14 protein-coding genes are annotated in these 17,930 nt (G+C 66.0%); 7 read left to right on the top strand and 7 right to left on the bottom strand.

Translation table 11 applies throughout. The features are described 5' to 3' along the window. Window positions 1-83: 83 nt before the first annotated feature. The 4 genes from tpx to L1F06_RS10580 form a co-directional block, all read right to left on the bottom strand. Window positions 84-584, bottom strand: a complete 501-nt coding sequence (tpx, locus tag L1F06_RS10595) for a thiol peroxidase (RefSeq protein ID WP_003240712.1) — start codon at window positions 582-584, stop codon at window positions 84-86. Between the two features lie 175 nt (window positions 585-759). Beyond that, complete coding sequence (locus tag L1F06_RS10590) at window positions 760-4,440, bottom strand: translocation/assembly module TamB domain-containing protein (protein WP_129483609.1); 3,681 nt, start codon at window positions 4,438-4,440, stop codon at window positions 760-762. Further along, window positions 4,437-6,164, bottom strand: coding sequence for an autotransporter assembly complex protein TamA (locus L1F06_RS10585; RefSeq protein WP_129483610.1), 1,728 nt, complete (start codon window positions 6,162-6,164; stop codon window positions 4,437-4,439). The genes L1F06_RS10590 and L1F06_RS10585 overlap by 4 nt, the downstream gene beginning before the upstream one ends. 67 nt (window positions 6,165-6,231) lie before the next feature. After that, a complete protein-coding gene (locus L1F06_RS10580) occupies window positions 6,232-6,876 on the bottom strand; it encodes a GNAT family N-acetyltransferase (protein WP_096826576.1) in 645 nt (214 codons plus the stop codon). Window positions 6,877-7,120: 244 nt separating this feature from the next. On the opposite strand from L1F06_RS10580, the gene xthA reads away from it, so the two are divergent. The 4 genes from xthA (at window position 7,121) to L1F06_RS10560 (ending at window position 10,753) form a co-directional block, all read left to right on the top strand. Next, window positions 7,121-7,933: an exodeoxyribonuclease III gene (xthA, locus tag L1F06_RS10575; RefSeq protein ID WP_003240718.1), complete on the top strand. Its 813-nt coding sequence runs from the start codon at window positions 7,121-7,123 to the stop codon at window positions 7,931-7,933. A gap of 102 nt (window positions 7,934-8,035) precedes the next feature. Then, complete coding sequence (locus L1F06_RS10570) at window positions 8,036-9,418, top strand: substrate-binding domain-containing protein (RefSeq protein ID WP_003240720.1); 1,383 nt, start codon at window positions 8,036-8,038, stop codon at window positions 9,416-9,418. A gap of 177 nt (window positions 9,419-9,595) precedes the next feature. Beyond that, the gene (locus L1F06_RS10565) at window positions 9,596-10,585 is read left to right on the top strand and encodes a TerC family protein (protein WP_003240721.1); all 990 of its coding nucleotides are present in this window, start codon (window positions 9,596-9,598) and stop codon (window positions 10,583-10,585) included. Window positions 10,586-10,594: 9 nt separating this feature from the next. Beyond that, window positions 10,595-10,753, top strand: a complete 159-nt coding sequence (locus L1F06_RS10560; RefSeq protein ID WP_003240723.1) for a hypothetical protein — start codon at window positions 10,595-10,597, stop codon at window positions 10,751-10,753. 159 nt (window positions 10,754-10,912) lie between these two features. Here L1F06_RS10560 and L1F06_RS10555 read toward each other — a convergent pair whose 3' ends face one another. After that, window positions 10,913-12,142, bottom strand: coding sequence for an acyl-CoA dehydrogenase (locus tag L1F06_RS10555; protein ID WP_003240725.1), 1,230 nt, complete (start codon window positions 12,140-12,142; stop codon window positions 10,913-10,915). Between the two features lie 140 nt (window positions 12,143-12,282). On the opposite strand from L1F06_RS10555, the gene L1F06_RS10550 reads away from it, so the two are divergent. Further along, window positions 12,283-13,218 carry a LysR family transcriptional regulator gene (locus L1F06_RS10550; protein ID WP_129483611.1) on the top strand — a complete coding sequence of 312 codons (936 nt, stop codon included), beginning with the start codon at window positions 12,283-12,285 and terminating at the stop codon, window positions 13,216-13,218. Window positions 13,219-13,281: 63 nt separating this feature from the next. Here L1F06_RS10550 and L1F06_RS10545 read toward each other — a convergent pair whose 3' ends face one another. Together L1F06_RS10545 and L1F06_RS10540 are read right to left on the bottom strand one after the other, a co-directional pair. After that, window positions 13,282-13,716 carry a DoxX family protein gene (locus L1F06_RS10545; RefSeq protein WP_003240729.1) on the bottom strand — a complete coding sequence of 145 codons (435 nt, stop codon included), beginning with the start codon at window positions 13,714-13,716 and terminating at the stop codon, window positions 13,282-13,284. Window positions 13,717-13,821: 105 nt separating this feature from the next. Further along, window positions 13,822-15,237 (bottom strand): MltF family protein, encoded by a 1,416-nt coding sequence (locus L1F06_RS10540; protein WP_003240731.1) that lies wholly within the window; start codon window positions 15,235-15,237, stop codon window positions 13,822-13,824. Between the two features lie 278 nt (window positions 15,238-15,515). Here L1F06_RS10540 and L1F06_RS10535 point away from each other — a divergent pair, with 278 nt between their 5' ends. Both L1F06_RS10535 and L1F06_RS10530 read left to right on the top strand, forming a co-directional pair. Further along, window positions 15,516-16,343: a TatD family hydrolase gene (locus tag L1F06_RS10535; protein ID WP_012018751.1), complete on the top strand. Its 828-nt coding sequence runs from the start codon at window positions 15,516-15,518 to the stop codon at window positions 16,341-16,343. A gap of 86 nt (window positions 16,344-16,429) precedes the next feature. Then, window positions 16,430-17,899 (top strand): methyl-accepting chemotaxis protein, encoded by a 1,470-nt coding sequence (locus L1F06_RS10530; protein ID WP_012018752.1) that lies wholly within the window; start codon window positions 16,430-16,432, stop codon window positions 17,897-17,899. Window positions 17,900-17,930: the final 31 nt, after the last annotated feature.

Genomic DNA, 17,930 nt, shown 5'->3' with positions numbered 1-17,930 from the left:
TTACCCAGGACTTACGTTACTAACTATTTGAGGTGCGAATAAAAACGGCCTGCAGAGCAGGCCGTCTTGCGCCTTTGGCAGCCTTACTTGAGCGCCGCCAGCGCCGCTGCGTAGTTCGGCTCGTCGGCGATCTCGCCGACCAGTTCGCTGTGCAGCACCTTGTCGTTCTCGTCCAGCACCACCACCGCACGGGCAGCAACGCCGGCCAGCGGGCCAGCGGCGATGGCCACGCCGTAGTCCTTAAGGAAGTTCGCGCCACGCATGGTGGACAGGTTCATCACGTCGTTCAGGCCTTCTGCGCCGCAGAAGCGCGCCTGGGCGAACGGCAGGTCGGCGGAAATGCACAGCACCACGGTGTTGGGCAACTGCGCGGCCTCGGCGTTGAACTTGCGCACCGAGGTGGCGCAGGTCGGGGTATCAACGCTGGGGAAAATGTTCAGCACCTTGCGCTTGCCGGCCAGGCTGGCCAGGGTGACGTCGCCGAGGTCCTTGCCGACCAGACTGAAGGCCGGCGCCTGCTGGCCGGCCTGTGGCAGCTGGCCATCGACCGGAACCGGGTTGCCTTTGAGGGTGACTTGCGCCATGGGAGTTTCCTTATCGTTCAGGGAGTTGAAGGGCGAATGTGTGACATGGGCGACGCCGACAGCGGGTCGCCCATCGAATGGCAGGTCACGGCCCGACCAAGGCTCCAGCCTAGCGCAGAAGTGGCGCCGATACACCCGAGGCCGAGTAGGGATTTAGCGAAGCGCCGAGGCGGCATCAGAAATCCCTGCGATAGAACAGGTCCAGCGAACTGGCCAGGCCGCTGGCGGCCTCCAGATACAGACGCCGGCTCAATTGATAACGCAGCGCGATGGTGTTGGCCGGCTCGAACACGCCCACGCCATAGCGCAGGCTGAGCCGTTCGGTGATGTTGCCGCTGGCTACCACGCTGGTGGTCACCCCGCTGCCTTCGGTGTCGAGCTGAAAGTCCTGGATGCCCAGGCTGCTGGCCAGGCCGGTGGTCAGCGAACTGCTGCTGGCCAGGCCCAGGGCCAGCGCCGCCTGACCGAGCATATTGTTGTCGCCGCTGCTCTGCCCGAGCGGACGCCCCAGCACCAGGTAGGACAGCGCCTGCTCCTGGCTCATCGACGGCTCGGCGAAGACCGTGGTGGTCGGCTGCTCGGCGTTGCCGGAGAGGCGAATGCCGGCCACCACGTTATCGACCCGGCGTATCGCCTCGACATCCAGGAACGGCTGATCGATGGGCCCGGTGAACAGCAGACGCGCGCGGCGAATGGTCAGGCGCTGGCCGTAGGCGCGGTAGCGCCCGCCGACCAGATCCAGCTCGCCGCGGGTATCGAGATTGTCGCCAATGTGCACGCGCCCGCGCAGATCCGCAGTGAGCCCGAAGCCGCTGAAGGCCAGCTTGTCCTGTCCGACCTCGACATCGATGTCCATGGCCATGCTCAAACCCGGCTCGACCTGCGGCGTCTCGCGGCCGACCACCTGCGCATCGTCTGACAGCTTGACGGTGGTGGGCGGCAGCTCGCGCACGCTGATCAGGCCGCGCGGCACGCCCACCCTGCCGCGTACCGCCAGTTGCTGGGCACGCAGCTGCAATTGCAGATCGGGTTCCACCTCCAGCTCGGCATAGGGCTCGACCTTCACCGGCAGACGCTGGCCCTGCACGGACAGATCGCCGCTCAGCCCCTCGGCCCAGCTCAGTTCACCGCTCAGATTGCCGCGCCCCTGTTCGCCGCTGCGCCAGTTGCCGGACAGCTGCACCCGTTCGCCAGCGATCAGTGCCTGCAGCTGCAAGGTTTCCAGGCTCAGCGGCAGTTCGCTGCCGGACAGCTCGCCATCCTCCAGGCGCAACTGGCCGTTGATCTGCGGCGCCAGCAGATGGCCGGAGATGTTGCCGCTGCCCTGCAGCTTCCCCTCGAGCCTTTCGGCCATCGGCACGAAGGGGCGCAGCACGGCCAGGTCGAAGCCGCTCAGGCGAAACTCGCCATTCACCGGCTTGTTCGCCGGGCGCGGATCGATCTGTGCCTGCAGTACCAGTTCACCGAGGCGGCTGCTGAGAAAGCGCAGCTCGCTGTCCACCCGCTGCGGCCGCAGCGTGCTCTCCAGGCGCAGGCTGTCATAGGCGAAGTCCAGCCACTGTTCCTCCTCGGGCTGGCGGATGCGCAAGGTGCCGGCGTCGGCATCCAGGGCGATGCGGCCATTGGGGCCGCTCTGCGGCAGGTCGAGCTTGAGCTGGCCGTTCAGCTGGCCCTGCCAGGCGAAATCCTCGGGCAGCCAGGGCTGCAGGCTGGCCAGGGGGAAGTTCTCCAGGCGCCAGTCCAGGCTGGGCTGCGGCATGAGGCGTTGCTGGCCGCCACAGAGGCTGGCATCCGCGGCCTGCCAGCAGTGCGCGCCCAGTGTCAGGCGACCGCTGGCCAGGCGCTCGAGGCTGGCCGCCTGCTGTAGTTGCCAATCCTGGCCACCGCTCTGGATACGGCCGCTGGCGATGCGTCCGCGCCAGTCGCCCTGCTCGTTCAGCGTGCCGTCCAGCGCCATCGCCAGCTGCAGCAGCGGGCCTTGCAGGTCCAGCTGCAGGGCCTGGCGGCGAGCATCGCCGCGGCCTTCGGCCTGCAGGCGGCCAAGGTAGGTGTCGCCAATGCGAATGCCGCGCAGGTTCAGGGTCAGATTCGCCTGTTGCCGCGCATCCAGCGTTGCCTCCAGTTGCACGCGGCGCAGGCTGGGGTCGCCGAAGGCCAGGCGCTCGCCCGTCAGCGCGAGCTGCCCCTGCGGCGCCTGCAGCGTACCGGCCAATGCCAGCTGGCCCTGCAACTGCCCCTGCAGCCCGGGCCAGAGCTGACCGAGACGCGGCAACGCCAGTTCCAGCTGACCGCGCAGGCGCTGATCCAACGCGCCCTGGCCGCTCACCCGGTTGTCACCGAGGCGCACCAGCAGGCGCTGCAGCTGCCATTGCTCCCCGGCTCCAGCGCCTTGTACCTGCAACTGCGCAGGCTGGCCGCGCAGGCGCCCGTTGAGGTCGATATCGGCCTGCGCCTGCAGCGCGCCGGCGTTGAAACTGCCGGCGGTGTTCAGCGGACCGCCCAGGTTGCCGGGCATTTCGGCCAGCCAGTAACCGGGGTCGAGCTCGCTGAGCTGGAGCATGGCCTGCCAGTCGATGCCCTCGGCGAAGCCCAGCCTGAGCACGCCCTGCGCGCGGCCCTGACCGGCCACCAGTTGCAGCTGCGGCAGGCTGACCTGGCCGAGGTCACCACTGACCGGGCTGCTCAGGCTGAAGTCCCCCGCCGGTCCCTGCAACTGCGCGGCGAAGTTGCCCAGGTAGCTGCCTTCGCTATAGCTGACCTCCGCCTGCAGGGTGCGCACAGTCACCGGTGGCGGTTCGTCCAGCGGGTAAAGGCGCTGCCAGGGGAAATCCAGCCAGTCCAGCTGGGCATCGACGCTGAAGGCTTCGCTCCAGGCCAACTTGCCTTCGACCTGCAGGTGCTGCTGCTCGGCCTGAATACGCAGCAACTCGATATCCGCACCGGCGGCATCGACCCGCCCGCTCAGCCGCAGCGGCATCGGCGCCTGTTCGGCCGGCAGGTTGGCGCTGCCTTCTATGCGATAGCCGGCAGCCAGATCGCCCTTGGCCTGCAACTGCAGGTCCTGCAGGCGCAGGGTCGGCGGCAAGGCGCTGCTGGCCTGGAAGTCGCGGCTGATCAGGCGCAGCTCGGCCGGCAGATGCTCGGCCAGGGCCTGCACCTGGCCTTGCAGGCGTGCGTCGAGGTAGCCGCTGCTGTCGGCATCGAGCTGAAGACTGCGTTGCAGCTCCCCGCCGATCTGCAGCGCCAGCTGCCAGGGCTTGCCGTCCACTTCGGGCAGTTGCAGGCGACCGCTCAGGGCCAGCGGCCAGTCGCCCTGCGGTGTCAGGCTGCCGCGCAGATCCAGGCTCAAGTCATCGCGGCGCAGGGCCAATTGCTGCAGTTCGACACCGCGTTCGTTCCAGCTGGCGATCAGCTGCAGGTCGCTCAGTTGGGTTTGCCCATCCAGGCGCAGCTCGCCCAGACGGATATCGCCCAGCTGCAGGCGCAGCGGCAGATTCAGACTGGGCAGGCTGAGCGGTTCGCTGCTCGGCTCAGCGCTTGGCGGCAGGTTCAACGCCGCCTGCTGCAGATGCAGACGGTCGATGCATAGCGTCAGGCGCAGCAGGCAGGACGGCGACCAGGCCATGTCCAGCTGCTGCAGCTCCACGCGCATTTCGCCCTGCTGCCAGATCAACTGTTCAGCCTGCCAGGCACCGCCCAGGCGGCCATCGAAACCTTCGACCTGCAACCCCGGCACCTGCTGCAGCAGCCAGCGGCTGCCGGCCTGAGAGCCCAGCAACAGCCAGAGCGAGGCGCCAACCAGCAGCATCAGGCCCAACAGGCCAACCGCCACACCCTTGAGCAGACGCCGGGTCACAGTTCCGGCCCCATGGAAAAGTGCAGGCGCACGCCGCCGTCATCATCCAGCGCATGGGCCAGGTCCAGGCGCAGCGGGCCGACCGGCGAGACCCAGCGCACGCCGAAACCTACCCCGGTCTTGAGCGTGGGGAATTCCAGGGAATTGAACGAGTTGCCCTGATCGACGAAGGTCGCCAGGCGCCACTTGTCGGTCAGGCTGTACTGGTACTCGACGCTGGCAGCGAACAGGTAGCGGCCGCCGACCCTGTCGCCGCGATTGTTCTGCGGCGACAGGCTCTGATAGTCGTAGCCCCGCACGCTCTGGTCGCCGCCGGCGAAGAAGCGCAGCGATGGCGGCACACCGGAAAAACTGTTGGTTTCGGTGCCGCCGAACTGCACACGGCCAAGCACTCGGTGGTTGTCCAGCAAGGTGGTCAGCCCCTTGAGCATGACGTTGCCGTGCAGCACGTTGGCGTCGGATAGCAGGCCATCCACCGCGCCGGAGAGGTCGAACTGCACGCGATAGCCCTGGTTGGGATCGAGGCGATTGTCGCTGCGCAGCAGCGAATAGCTGACCCCCGGCATCAACAGCGTACTCAACCCAGAATCATCGCCCAGGCGGTATTCCTCGCGCTGCCATTTCACCGACAGTACCCGCTGCCAGCCACCGGCACGCCGGCTGTGCCATTCCGGGCCGACGGTGAGCAGGCGGCTGAGGCTGTCCTTGCTGGCCAGCTCCTCGTACTGATAGCCACCGGCCAGGCGCAGCTTGTCGGTCAGGGGCGGATCACCCGGGATGTCGTACCACAGGCCGAGGTTCTGCCGCGGCGCCGACAGCTCGCTCTCCACCCCGTAGCTGTGGCCCTGCGGATTGCGCCAGTGGCGCGTCCAGTTGGCACGCAGGCGCGGCCCGACGTCGGTGGAAAAGCCCAGGCCAAGGCCCATGGTGCGTGGCTGGCGCACCTGCAAATCGACCGCGACGGGAATGCGCTGCTGATCGGCCTGGGTGGGAATGGCGTCGACCCGTACCGATTCGAAATAACCGCTGGACTGCAGCGCCTGGTACAGCTCGGCGATCAGTTCGGAGTCATAGGGGGTATCGGCCTTGAACGGCACCATGCGCCGCAGCAGATCTTCATCGAAGGGAAAGTCGCCGCTGAAGGCGATATCGCCGAGGCGGTAGCGCGGCCCGCTGAGGTAGACCAGGTCGATATCGGCGACCCCGGCCGCCGGATCGACCTGCAGGCTCTGCCGGGTAAAACGCCCGTCGAAGAAGCCGTAGCGCGACGCCTGATTCTGGATCAGCCGTTTGGCATCCTCGTAGCGCCCGTGATTGAGGACCGAGCCGGGCTGAAGGCGGGTCGCGGTGGGCAGACGGAAGGCTGCCAGCTCGCTGGCCGGCCCCTCGACACGAATGTTCACGTTGCGCAGGCGCACACGCTCGCCAGGCTCGACATCCAGTATCAGACGCGGCGTCTCGCCTTCCTCGATGCGGCTGCGAATGCGCGCCTGGTAATAGCCCAGCGCCTGCGCGGCCTTGTTCGCCTCGCTCTCGGCGATGCGCCGCAGGCGCCGCAACGACTGCAGATCGCGCCCCTCCAGACTCCCGACGTAACCTTCGATATTGGTTCTGAGGGCGGAATTGGCCGGGGTGATTCGCACTTCCAGCTCGCCGGCCGCGAAGGCCCCGGTGCTGATCAGCAGCAGCACCAGGCTGCGCCGAATATGTCCATATACACTCATGCCGGGGATGCTAACACGGAGCGCAGCGCGTGCCAGAGCCTTGGCGCCGCGCAACGACCGCCAGGGTTCAGGCGCTGACCCTGACCACCGGTTGTGGATTGGGATGGAAGAACACGTGCTCCACGACCGGGCCGATCGCCAGCTCGCCGATCTCCTCGTAGCCCTGACGTCGATAGAAGTCCAGATAGCGCGCATTACCGGTATCCAGCACCACGCCTTGCGAGCCGGCATCCTCGGCGCACCAGTCGTGCAGCGCTTCGAGCAACTGCTCGCCGCGGTGCTGCCCCTGGAACTCGGGATGAATGCCCAGCAGCGGCAATACGTGATACGGGCCGGGCGGCAGGCAGGCGAGCACGGCGTCGTGGTATTCCAGATAACGCCGGGTGCAGCCGTAGCCGGTGCTGAGCAGCATACGCAGGCGCCAACCCCAGCTCTCGGTGATATCCAGGCGGCGCTGCGGCGGCGCGATCAGGGCCGCACCGATCAGACGATCGTCGATCAGCAGACCGATGGCCGGCAGGTCCTCGGCAAAGTGCTGCTGCACCAGTTCCCGCACCGTGGCCCGCACCCGCTGATCGAAGCCCGGACGTTCGGCCTCGAACAGGTAGGCGAAGGTCGGCTCGTGGCGGTAGGCGTGGTACAGCAGCGAACGCACTTCGCGGGCGTAGCCGCCATCGAGCATGCGAACTTCGGCAGGAGCGTTATGGGGCATGGCGAACCTCTGTGGTTGGGGGCGCCCGGGCGCGTCACTGCCAACTTAGCACCGCCTACCTCCCCCCGCCAGGCGCTGGCCGCGAGCGCGGCGGATCGGCTAGCATCGCCATTCAATCCGAAAGTCGCGCAGCGGCGCTCTCCCTATGCCCTTCGTCCTTCGCGAAGGCAAGGCATGCCGCCAAGGCTTTCCTCATCCGGGCTGCCGCTGGTGGCATGCCCGTCAGCCCAGGACCCGCCCACCCATGAAAATCGTCTCGTTCAATATCAATGGCCTGCGCGCACGCCCCCACCAGCTCGAAGCGCTGATCGCCAAGCACCAGCCCGACGTGATCGGCCTGCAGGAAACCAAGGTGGCCGACGAGCAGTTCCCCGAGAGCGAGATTCGCCAGCTCGGCTACCACGTGCACTACCACGGGCAGAAAGGCCATTACGGCGTCGCCCTGCTCTCGCGCCAGGAGCCCCTGAACCTGCAGAAGGGCTTTCCCAACGATGGCGAGGAATCCCAGCGGCGCTTCATCTACGGCACCTTCGCCGATGCCCATGGCAACCCGGTCACGGTGATGAACGGCTACTTTCCCCAGGGCGAAAGCCGTGACCACCCGGTGAAGTTTCCCGCCAAGCAGCGCTTCTACGCCGATCTGCAGCAACTGCTGGTGGAACGCTTCGATCCGCAGCAGGCGCTGGTGGTGATGGGCGACATCAACATCAGCCCTGAGGATTGCGACATCGGCATAGGCGAAGCCAACCGCCTGCGCTGGCTGAAAACCGGCAAGTGCAGCTTCCTGCCCGAAGAACGCGAGTGGCTGGCCACCCTGAAGAACTGGGGTCTGGTGGACAGCTTCCGCCATCTCAATCCGGCGGTTAACGACCGTTTCAGCTGGTTCGACTACCGCAGCCGCGGCTTCGAGGACGAACCCAAGCGCGGCCTGCGCATCGACGTGATCCTCGCCAGCCAGGCCCTGCAGGGTCGCCTCAAGGATGCCGGCATCGACTATGACCTGCGCGGCATGGACAAGCCGTCGGACCATGCGCCGATCTGGCTCGAACTGGCCTGAGGGCCTCTACGGCGCGGCGCGCCCCAGCGCCGTCACATGAATGAAATCTGACTGACTTATTCTGCGCGGCACTTTCATCACCCACCAGAAGGTGCCTGCCGCATGTCGCGAGCCCTGCCCGCCGCCGACCTCGATCCCTGGGGTCGTACCCTGTTCCTGCTACTGCTCGGTTTCCTCTGCTACGGTCTGCCGCTCTCGGTATTCGCCGCCCTGCCCGCCTCCCAGGGCAATCAGCCGGTGCTGCGCATCCAGGGCTCCAACACCATCGGCGCCAAGCTCGGCCCCGAGCTGGTCAAGGGACTGTTCGAAGCCCAGGGGCTGCGCGACATTCGCAGCGAAGCCGGCGCGGCGGAGAACGAACAGCGCCTGCTGGCGCGTCAGGCCGATGGCCGCGCGGTAATCGTGGAAATCGCCGCACACGGCTCCGGTACCGGCTTCACCTCGCTCAAGGACGGTTCGGCCGACCTGGCCGCCTCCTCGCGCCCGATCAAGGACGGCGAAGTGGCCAACCTGGCCGCTCTCGGCGACCTGCGCAGCCCGCAGAGCGAACAGGTGATCGCCATCGATGGCCTGGCCATCATCGTGCATCCCTCCAACCCGGTCAGCGCGCTGAGTGTGGACCAGGTCGCGCAGCTGTTCTCCGGCCAGATCAGCGACTGGTCGGCGCTCGGCGGCAGGCCCGGCGCGGTCAGGCAGTACGCCCGCGATGACAACTCCGGCACCTACGACACCTTCAAGGAGCTGGTGCTGGCCCCGGGCGGACGCAGCCTGGCCGGCACCGCTCAGCGCTTCGAGTCCAGTACCCAGCTGTCCGATGCGGTCGCCGGCGACCCCAACGGCATCGGCTTCATCGGCCTGCCCTACATTCGCCAGGCCAAGGCCGTGGCCATCGCGGCCGGCGACTCCCAGCCCATGCCGCCGAGCACCACGCTGATCGCCACCGAGGACTATCCGCTGTCGCGCCGGCTGTTCATCTATAACCAGCCGCAGCTGGACAACCCCTGGGCCCGCGCGCTGATCGATTTCGCCCACAGCCCCCGTGGCCAGGCCATAGTCGACAGCACCGGCTTCATCGCCCAGACGGTGCAGGCCGTGCAGGTCGCGCCCGACGCGCAGCTGCCCGCCGACTACCGCCAGCTGGCCGAACAGGCACAGCGTCTGTCGGTGAACTTCCGCTTCCAGGAAGGCAGCGCGACGCTGGACAACAAGGCGCAGCGCGATCTGCAACGGGTCATGGATTACCTCAGGCAGCACGACAAGCTGCAGGGCAAGGTGGTGCTGGTGGGCTTCGGCGATGCCAAGAGCGACCCCGAGCGCGCCGAACTGCTGTCCAAGCTGCGGGCCATGGCCGTGCGTCGCGAACTGGCCAGGCAGGGCGTGCTGTTTCGCGAGGTCACCGGCCTCGGCGGCGAGCTGCCGGTGGCGGCCAACAACGAAGAACACGGGCGCATCCGCAATCGCCGGGTCGAGGTCTGGGTCTACTGAGCCGCGCCTGCCCGGCGCCCGCGAAAAATATTTGTCGGCGGGGCTTGGCACAACACCTGCCCGGCGCTAGCCTTTGCAACGCGTGACGCCGGGCCCCTCTGGCGGTGAGTTTCTCACCGTGATGTCGGAGTCACTGAGTCGATTTCATTTCAACTCAGGCAGACATAGGGAGGGCTCATGGACGCTCTACTTGCCTTTTTCACCACCCCGCTCTTCGGTACCCCCGGCTGGTTCTGGCTGGCCTTTCTGATACTCATCGTCACCCTTCTGGTACTCGACCTCGGCGTGCTGCATCGCGATCAGCACGAAATCGAGATGCGCGAGAGCCTGCTGCTGTACTCGGGCTACTTCAGCGTCGGTGTCGCCTTCGGCGGCTGGATCTGGTGGCAACTGGGCGCGACCAAGGCGCTGGAGTACTACACCGGCTTTCTCGTCGAGCAGTCGTTGTCGATGGACAACGTCTTCGTCATGGCGATGATCCTCGGCTACTTCAACATCCCCCGGCGCTATCAGCACCGCGTGCTGTTCTGGGGCATCCTCGGGGTCATCGTGCTGCGCGCCATCATGATCGGCCTGGGTACGGCCCTGGTGCAGCAGTTCGACTGGATTCTCTACCTCTTCGGCGCCTTCCTTCTGCTGAGTGGCTTCAAGATGCTGCGCAGCAATGACCATGAAGCGCATCCCGACCTTGCGCAGAACCCGCTGCTGCGCTTCGTGCGCAAGCACATCCGCGTGACCGACGAGCTGCATGGTGGCCAGTTCCTGGTGCGCCTGCAGGATCAGGTCAGCGGCAAACCGCTGCTGTATGCCACGCCACTGCTGCTGGCGCTGATCCTGATCGAGCTGGCCGACCTGGTCTTCGCCGTGGACAGCGTACCGGCCGTGCTGGCCATCTCGCAGGACCCGTTCATCGTCTACACCTCAAACATCTTCGCCATCCTCGGCCTGCGCGCGCTGTACTTCGCCCTGGCCGCGCTGATGCACCGCTTCATCTACCTGAAGTACGCGCTGGCGCTGGTGCTGATGTACATCGGCGGCAAGATCTTCCTGCACGATCTGGTCAAGGTTCCCGCCCTGCTCTCGCTTGGCGTAACCTTGGGCCTGCTGGCTGGCGGCGTGGTGCTTTCCCTGCTGCGCACCCGCGAGCCGAGGGCTGCCGAACACTGAGGAATGGCGATGGCGGAAGTGCGCATCGAGCTGATCGAACGCCAGGGTCGACGACTCTGGCAGGTGCGCATCGGGCGCCGCGCCCTGACCTTTCATGAAGAGCTGGCGGCACGGACCTTTGCCGCCCAGCTGCATATGCGCCTGACGCGGCCGGGCCATCTACCCTAGGGGGGGTGTCACGGGACGTACGCGCACCTCATACAACCGCGGCGTGGTGCGCACGGCGCACCCTACCTGTGTGCGCATCCGACTCCCAGGGTGGCCGTGCGCACCGATATAAACGACGAGGCCCGCAAAACGCGGGCCTCCTCTTTCCAGGCTGGCGAATCAGCGGCTGGCTTTCATCACGTCGCGCGGCACGTACTTGCCGATCTCGTACTTGCCGATGGCGGCGCGGTGCACTTCGTCCGGGCCGTCGGCCAAACGCAGGGTGCGCTGCATGGCGTACCAGTAGGCCAGCGGGAAGTCGTTGGAGACCCCGGCACCGCCGTGCATCTGGATCGCGCGGTCGATCACCTTGAGCGCCACGTTGGGCGCCACCACCTTGATCTGGGCGATCTCGCTGGCCGCGATCTTGTTGCCCACGGTGTCCATCATGTACGCCGCATTGAGCGTCAGCAGGCGCGCCTGGTTGATCTCCATGCGCGAGTTGGCGATGTGGTCGATGTTGCCGCCCAGGCGTGCCAGCGGCTTGCCGAAGGCGGTGCGGCTCACGGCGCGCTTGCACATCAGCTCCAGGGCGCGCTCGGCCATGCCGATCGAACGCATGCAGTGGTGGATACGGCCCGGGCCGAGGCGACCCTGGGCGATCTCGAAGCCGCGGCCTTCGCCGAGCAGCACGTTCTCGTAGGGCACGCGCACGTTCTCGAACAGCACCTCGGCGTGGCCGTGCGGCGCATCGTCATAGCCGAACACCGGCAGCGGGCGCAGCACGGTCACCCCGGGCGCATCCATCGGCACCAGAATCATCGAGTGCTGCTGGTGGCGCGGCGCATCCGGGTTGGTCAGGCCCATGAAGATCATCACCTTGCAGCGCGGGTCGCAGGCGCCGGAGGTCCACCACTTGCGGCCGTTGATCACCCACTCGTCACCTTCGCGGCGAGCGTTGGCCTGCATGTTGGTGGCGTCGCTCGAGGCCACGCCCGGCTCGGTCATGGCGAAGGCGGAGCGGATCTCGCCGGACAGCAGCGGTTCCAGCCACTGCTGTTTCTGCGCTTCGTTGCCGTAGCGCACCAGCACCTCCATGTTGCCGGTGTCCGGCGCGGCGCAGTTGAACGGCTCCGGGCCGATCAGCGAGCGCCCCATGATTTCCGCCAGCGGCGCGTATTCGGTGTTGGTCAGGCCCGCACCGTAGTCCGATTCGGGCAGAAACAGGTTCCACAGGCCTTCGGCCTTGGCCTTGCTTTTCAGCTCTTCCATGATCGCGGTCGGCTGCCAGCGGTCGCCCTCGGCCACCTGCTGCTCGAACACCGCTTCGGCCGGGTAGACATAGGCCTCCATGAACGCGGTGACGCGTTCACGCAGCTCTTGAACCTTGGGGGAATAGGCAAAATCCATGGGGCTACCTTCTTGGTGTGCGGTTGTAGAAATGATGCTAGAACAGCGCTTAAGATTTATCGAACCTATTTTCCGCGTGTATGAACATTCATAACCGATATATGATCGACTGATATCGACAGCCCTGGAGCACATCCGGCATGAACCTGACCAAGGTGGATCTCAACCTCTTCATCGTCTTCGACGCCATCTACACCGAGGCCAATCTGACCCGTGCCGGACAGATCGTCGGCATCACCCAGCCGGCGGTTTCCAATGCCCTGGCCCGCCTGCGCGAGACCTTCAACGACCCGCTGTTCGTACGCACCGCCCAGGGCATGGTGCCGACGCCGATGGCGCAGAACATCATCGGCCCGGTGCGCAATGCCCTGCAGCTGCTGCGCGTGTCGGTGCAGGAAAGCCGCACCTTCAATCCACTGCAGGCGAACAAGACCTATCGCATCAGCATGACCGACCTCTCCGAGCAGATCCTCCTGCCGCCGCTGTTCCAGCGTCTGCGCCGCCTGGCGCCGAGCGTGTGCATCGAGAGTTTCCTGGCCAAGCGCCGCGAGACCACCAAGGAGCTGGCCGCCGGCCGCCTCGACTTCGCCGTCGACGCACCGCTCAACACCGACCCGCAGGTGCGTCACGTCAAGCTGCTGGATGACCGCTACGTCTGCGCCATGCGCCCGGGCCACCCGCTGGCCAAGGACAAGATCAGCCTCGACGAGTACCTGTCGCTGACGCACATCCACATCTCCAGCCGCCGCAGCGGGCTGGGCTACGTGGATCTGGCCCTGGGCAAGATGGGCATACAGCGCAAGATCGCCCTGCGCTCGCAGCATTACCTGATGGCCAGCAGCGTGATGCTGCAGACCGATATGGTGATCACCGTGCCGGAGCGCTTCGCCCGCCGTCATCACCTGCATCACGTGACGCTGCCGGTCGGCGACGTGCCGGCGCTGGAAACCCACCTGTACTGGCACGAAAGCAACGATCAGGACCCGGCCAACCGCTGGATGCGCGAGCAGATGATCGAACTGGCCCAGCAGGTCACCGCGCAGGAGAAGAAAGCCGAGCAGGCCGCGACGACCTGATAGCTTGCAGCCGAACGCAAGAAGGCCCGCATATGCGGGCCTTCTCGTTGTTGCCGGATCGAATCAGCGAGCGATCTTGCCATCCACCGACAGCTTGCCGGCCCCTTCGAACACCAGCGCCACGCTGATGGCCAGCAGCGCCAGGGCGAACTCGTAACCGTTGTTGCTCATGAAGAAACCGTTGGCGAAGTGCACGGTGAAGATGGCCACCAGCATGGTCACCGCCAGCACCACCGCAGCCGGGCGTACCAGCAGACCGATGATCAGCGCCACACCGCCGAAGAATTCGGCGCTACCGGCCCCCAGTGCCATCAGGTAGCCCGGCGTCAGGCCGATGCTTTCCATCCACTGCGCCACGCCGTCCAGACCATAGCCACCGAACCAGCCGAACAGCTTCTGCGCGCCATGGGCGGCGAAGGTGATACCGGCGACGATACGCAGGATGGTGATGCCGAAGCCGGCCTGGGTGGCGGTGATGCTCTTGATCAGGTTGTTCATTACAGCGCTTCCTTCGTGTGTGGGAGTTGATGGCGCACAGAATAACCAATTAATTCGATTTAAAAACAGCAAAAAGCCGCTAATTAATATCGAAAAGATAGATAGTTAGTTGGCCGTCAGACGCTGTCTTTGCGGTTCGAGCAGATAGCGCTCACGGTCATAAGCAAGGTAGTACTTATTCACCGCATTCACATAACTCACCACGCCCATGCCCATCTGCTCCATGGCCACACGCTCGACCTGGAAGAACCACTGATTGGGATTCAGGCCCCGCCTGCGTGCCTCGGCGCGCAGGCTCTGCACCCGTTGCGGGCCCAGGTTGTAGCCCGCCAGGACGAATGCCATGCGTTCGCGCTCGTTGAGCTGCGGGCTGTTGAAGAAGTTGCGGCGGATCATCGCTAGGTACTTGCTGCTGGCCTGGACGTTACCGTCGAGGTTCTGGATGTTGCTCACCCCGACGCTTCGCGCTGCCGCCGGAGTGATCTGCATCAGCCCGGTGGCGCCGCTGGCGCCGCGCGCCGAAGGATTGAGGGTCGACTCCTTGAACGCCAGGGCGGCCAGCAGCAGCCAGTCGAAACCTTGTTGTTCGGCATGCTGCTGCAGCACCGGACGCACTCTTTCCAGACGCTGTCGCTCGGTGCGTCCGAGCGGCGAATGCACCCGGTACTGGCGCCGGTAGACCCGCTGGAACGCCGCATCCTGATCGGCCGGCGCCTGATAGCCGCTGAAGAAGCGGTCGATGCTGGCGCGCAGCATCGGCGCATCGGGGCGCACGAACCATTTCATGTCGCCGTCGCGCGCCAGCACCAGATGCTTGTCAACGCGCAGCTTGGGCATCACCTTGGCCCAGCGCTCGGCGATTGGCAGCTCCACGGCGGTGCGCTCGAAGATGCCGGCCTGAACCATCTCCAGCACGTCCTCCACCGCCAGGCTGGGGTCCACCCACTCCACGACGATGGGAGGCAGCTTGCGGTCGGCCAACTGCTGATTGATCCGTCGCAGCGCCTCACCCACGGCGCTACCGGTGGGCAGCGACAGGCTGCGGCCGGCCAGTTGCTCGAGGCTGCGGTAATGCCGGTTGCCCTGCTTCGACACCAACACCAGCGGCACCTCGCGGCGAATCGCCATGCTGGCGCTGACATCGTGGCCGGTACGCACATTGAGCAGCTCCCCCGGCGCCACCAGATCGCCCTCGCCACGCTGCAGGGCGCCGAGCAGCTGATCCTTGGCCTTGGGAATGATCTTCAGCTTGAGGCTGCGGCCATCGCGGGAATTGCGATTGAGATACTGTTCGAAGGCGCGCAGGCGATGGTACTCGACACCGATGCTCTGCCCCTTGACCGCGCCCGAACTGTTGCGACTCTGGTTGACCAGCACGCGCAGCTCGCCACTGCTGCGGATCGTCGGCAGATCACGCGCGCTGCGCACCTGGCTGCCGACCTCCGGCGGGCCGGCCACGCGCGCGCTGACCGAGAACGGCAGCGCGGCCAACAGGCACAGGATCAGCAACAGTCGCGACATCGAATCTCCAGGAACGGGCGGCAGGCCGCCAGAAACCACGCGGGGTCCATTGCCTGCTCTTCGCCAAGGCGCGACAGACGGCAACTGACCACGAACCCATCAAAGAAGTTCCCCCGGCCAACGCGGGGGGCGGAGGTTCGCACAGCCAGCGGCGCCAACGCCAGCCCACAACCTCGTAAAAGCTTTAGAAAAAATCACCAACCTCTTGTTTTATTTGCTTTTTCTGACGAACGGAAAGCATCTGGTATGCTGCCCCATCGCGCACATCAGGTGGCACCATGCAACTCATCGATATAGCCGTCAATCTCACCCACCCCAGCCTCGCCGCGCAGGCCGAGGCGCTGCTCGAGCGCGCCTATGCGGCGGGCGTCTGTCAGCTGGTGCTGACCGGCACCAGTCTGACCGAAAGCGAAGCGAGCCTCGCACTTTGCCGACAGCTGGATGCCCGTGGTGGGCGCCTGTTCAGCACCGCCGGGGTGCACCCTCACGATGCCAGCAGCTGGAACGGCGCCAGCAGCGCCGCCCTCAAAGCCTTGCTGAGCGAGCCGCAAGTGCGAGCCGTTGGCGAGTGCGGGCTGGATTTCGATCGCGATTTCTCACCGCGCCCGGCTCAGGAAAAGGCTCTGGAGGAACAGCTGGCACTGGCCGCCGAGCTGCAGATGCCGGTGTTCCTGCATGAGCGCGAGGCCAGCCAGCGGTTGCTGGAGATTCTGCGCGACTATCGTGACCGGTTGCCGGCGGCGGTGGTGCACTGCTTCACCGGCGAACGACGCGCCTTGTATGCCTACCTGGATCTCGACCTGCATATCGGCATCACCGGCTGGGTGTGCGACGAGCGCCGCGGCACCCATCTACATCCTCTGCTCAAGGACATCCCCGGCGAGCGGCTGATGCTGGAAACCGACGCCCCCTTCCTGCTGCCGCGCAGCCTACGGCCGAAGCCCAAGAGCGGGCGCAACGAACCGGCCTATCTCGTCGAGGTGCTGCGCGAGGTGGCCCTGCATCGCGGGCAGAGCGCCGAACAGCTGGCCAGCTCGACCACCGCCTGCGCCCGCGCATTCTTCGCGCTGCCGACCATACTGGATGACGCCAGCCCGGAGTGTTGATTGACGTCAAGACTCCGGCAAGCCGTCGAGGGCATACTGCTGGCACTTGGCCAATATTCAATGCAGCGAGACGGACAGACATCAGCATGGGCGCCTGGATCAGCGATCTATCTCTCAAGTACAAATTCTGGGCGGTCAACGCCGTCGCGTTCGTCATCAGTCTGATGCTGGTGCTGTTCGCCCTGCATACCGAGCAGCAGGCGCGCAGCGCCGACGCCAGGCAGGCCGTCCAGCACCAGGCACGCCTGCTTCAGCAATGGCCGCAGCAGGCCGCACTGCCCAGCTCGGCCGACATTCAGCTGCTGCAGGGCAATGCCGCCTTGCCAGGCGCGCGCGGCACGGCCGATGGCAGCGGCTGGCAAGCGCTGACGCATGAGGCCTGGTTCGGCACCAACCCCGTCATCGGTGCGCAGCGCGTCACCCTCAGCGATGGACGCAACCTGGCGATACTGGCCAGCGCGCCCAGCCTGCTCGACCTGTTCGCCCAGCACGCGCTGACCTATGCCATCGCCGTCGCCGTTCTGATGCTCCTGCTGCTGGGGGCCTCGCAGCTGCTCATCCGCTTTCTGCTCAGCCATCTAAACAGCCTCAAGGACGTGATGCTGCAGGCCGAACGCAGCGGCGACCTGTCGCTGCGTGCAGCCGCGGACAGCCGAGACGAGGTCGGCCAGATGGCCGCCGCCTTCAATGCCATGCAGGCCGGTTACCAGCGAGTGGTCGGCACCGTTGGCCAGGTTGCCAGCGAACTGAACAACGGCACGCGCAGCCTCGCCGAGCGCATGGGCAGCGTGCGCCAGGGCATGCTCAGCCAGCAGAGCGAAACCGACCAGGCAGCCACCGCCATCAACGAGATGTCGGCCACCGTGCAGAACATCGCCGAGCACGCCAGCACCACCCGCGATCAGTCGCATGGCGCCGACCAGCTGGCCCGCGCCGGACAACAGGTGGTCGGCCGCGTCGAACAGTCCATCGCCGCCCTGTCCCAGGGCGTGCGCCAGAGCGCCGGCAGCATCGAGCGCCTGGCCGAGGACAGCCAGCACATCAGCCGCGTGGTCGGGGTGATTCATGGCATTGCCGAGCAGACCAACCTGCTCGCGCTCAACGCGGCGATCGAAGCCGCGCGGGCGGGCGAGATGGGCCGCGGTTTCGCCGTGGTCGCCGACGAGGTGCGCAATCTGGCCAAGCGCGTGCAGGACTCCACCGACGAGATCACCCAGATGATCGGCAGCCTTCAGGGTGGTACGCGAGACGCCGTGGAATTCATGCGCGAAAGCTCGGAAAACGCCAGCCAGTGCGTGCAGCTGGCGCAAGAGGCAGGCGAATCGCTGGCGGCCATCACCACCGCGGTGGCGCTGATGCGTGACAGCAACACGCAGATCGCAGTGGCCGCCGCGCAGCAGAGCGAAGTGGCCGAGGAGCTGAGTCGGTCGGTGGTGGGCATCCGCGATGTCACCGAGCAGACCGTCGGGCAGACCGTGGAGTCCGCTGCCACCAGCCAGCAACTGGCCGAACTGGCCAGCGAACTGAGCAAGGCCATCCGCCAGCTGCGTCTGTAAACGGAGCGCCTGGGCATAAGGCTATCTGCGC

The organism is Pseudomonas hydrolytica (assembly GCF_021495345.1).
Classification (GTDB): Bacteria; Pseudomonadota; Gammaproteobacteria; order Pseudomonadales; family Pseudomonadaceae; genus Aquipseudomonas; species Aquipseudomonas hydrolytica.
The sequence above is the reverse complement of the archived record's forward strand: the minus strand, read 5'-3'. Positions and strand labels throughout refer to the sequence as shown.

Bases quoted from the DNA above. Each gene is read 5' to 3' on its own strand.
- L1F06_RS10580 (WP_096826576.1), bottom strand. From the start codon at position 6,876: ATGCCCCATAACGCTCCTGCCGAAGTTCGCATGCTCGATGGCGGCTAC.
- L1F06_RS10535 (WP_012018751.1), top strand. From the start codon at position 15,516: ATGCAACTCATCGATATAGCCGTCAATCTCACCCACCCCAGCCTCGCC.
- L1F06_RS10545 (WP_003240729.1), bottom strand. From the start codon at position 13,716: ATGAACAACCTGATCAAGAGCATCACCGCCACCCAGGCCGGCTTCGGC.
- tpx (WP_003240712.1), bottom strand. From the start codon at position 584: ATGGCGCAAGTCACCCTCAAAGGCAACCCGGTTCCGGTCGATGGCCAG.
- L1F06_RS10555 (WP_003240725.1), bottom strand. From the start codon at position 12,142: ATGGATTTTGCCTATTCCCCCAAGGTTCAAGAGCTGCGTGAACGCGTC.
- L1F06_RS10585 (WP_129483610.1), bottom strand. From the start codon at position 6,164: ATGAGTGTATATGGACATATTCGGCGCAGCCTGGTGCTGCTGCTGATC.
- L1F06_RS10565 (WP_003240721.1), top strand. From the start codon at position 9,596: ATGGACGCTCTACTTGCCTTTTTCACCACCCCGCTCTTCGGTACCCCC.
- L1F06_RS10570 (WP_003240720.1), top strand. From the start codon at position 8,036: ATGTCGCGAGCCCTGCCCGCCGCCGACCTCGATCCCTGGGGTCGTACC.
- L1F06_RS10540 (WP_003240731.1), bottom strand. From the start codon at position 15,237: ATGTCGCGACTGTTGCTGATCCTGTGCCTGTTGGCCGCGCTGCCGTTC.
- L1F06_RS10530 (WP_012018752.1), top strand. From the start codon at position 16,430: ATGGGCGCCTGGATCAGCGATCTATCTCTCAAGTACAAATTCTGGGCG.
- xthA (WP_003240718.1), top strand. From the start codon at position 7,121: ATGAAAATCGTCTCGTTCAATATCAATGGCCTGCGCGCACGCCCCCAC.
- L1F06_RS10560 (WP_003240723.1), top strand. From the start codon at position 10,595: ATGGCGGAAGTGCGCATCGAGCTGATCGAACGCCAGGGTCGACGACTC.
- L1F06_RS10550 (WP_129483611.1), top strand. From the start codon at position 12,283: ATGAACCTGACCAAGGTGGATCTCAACCTCTTCATCGTCTTCGACGCC.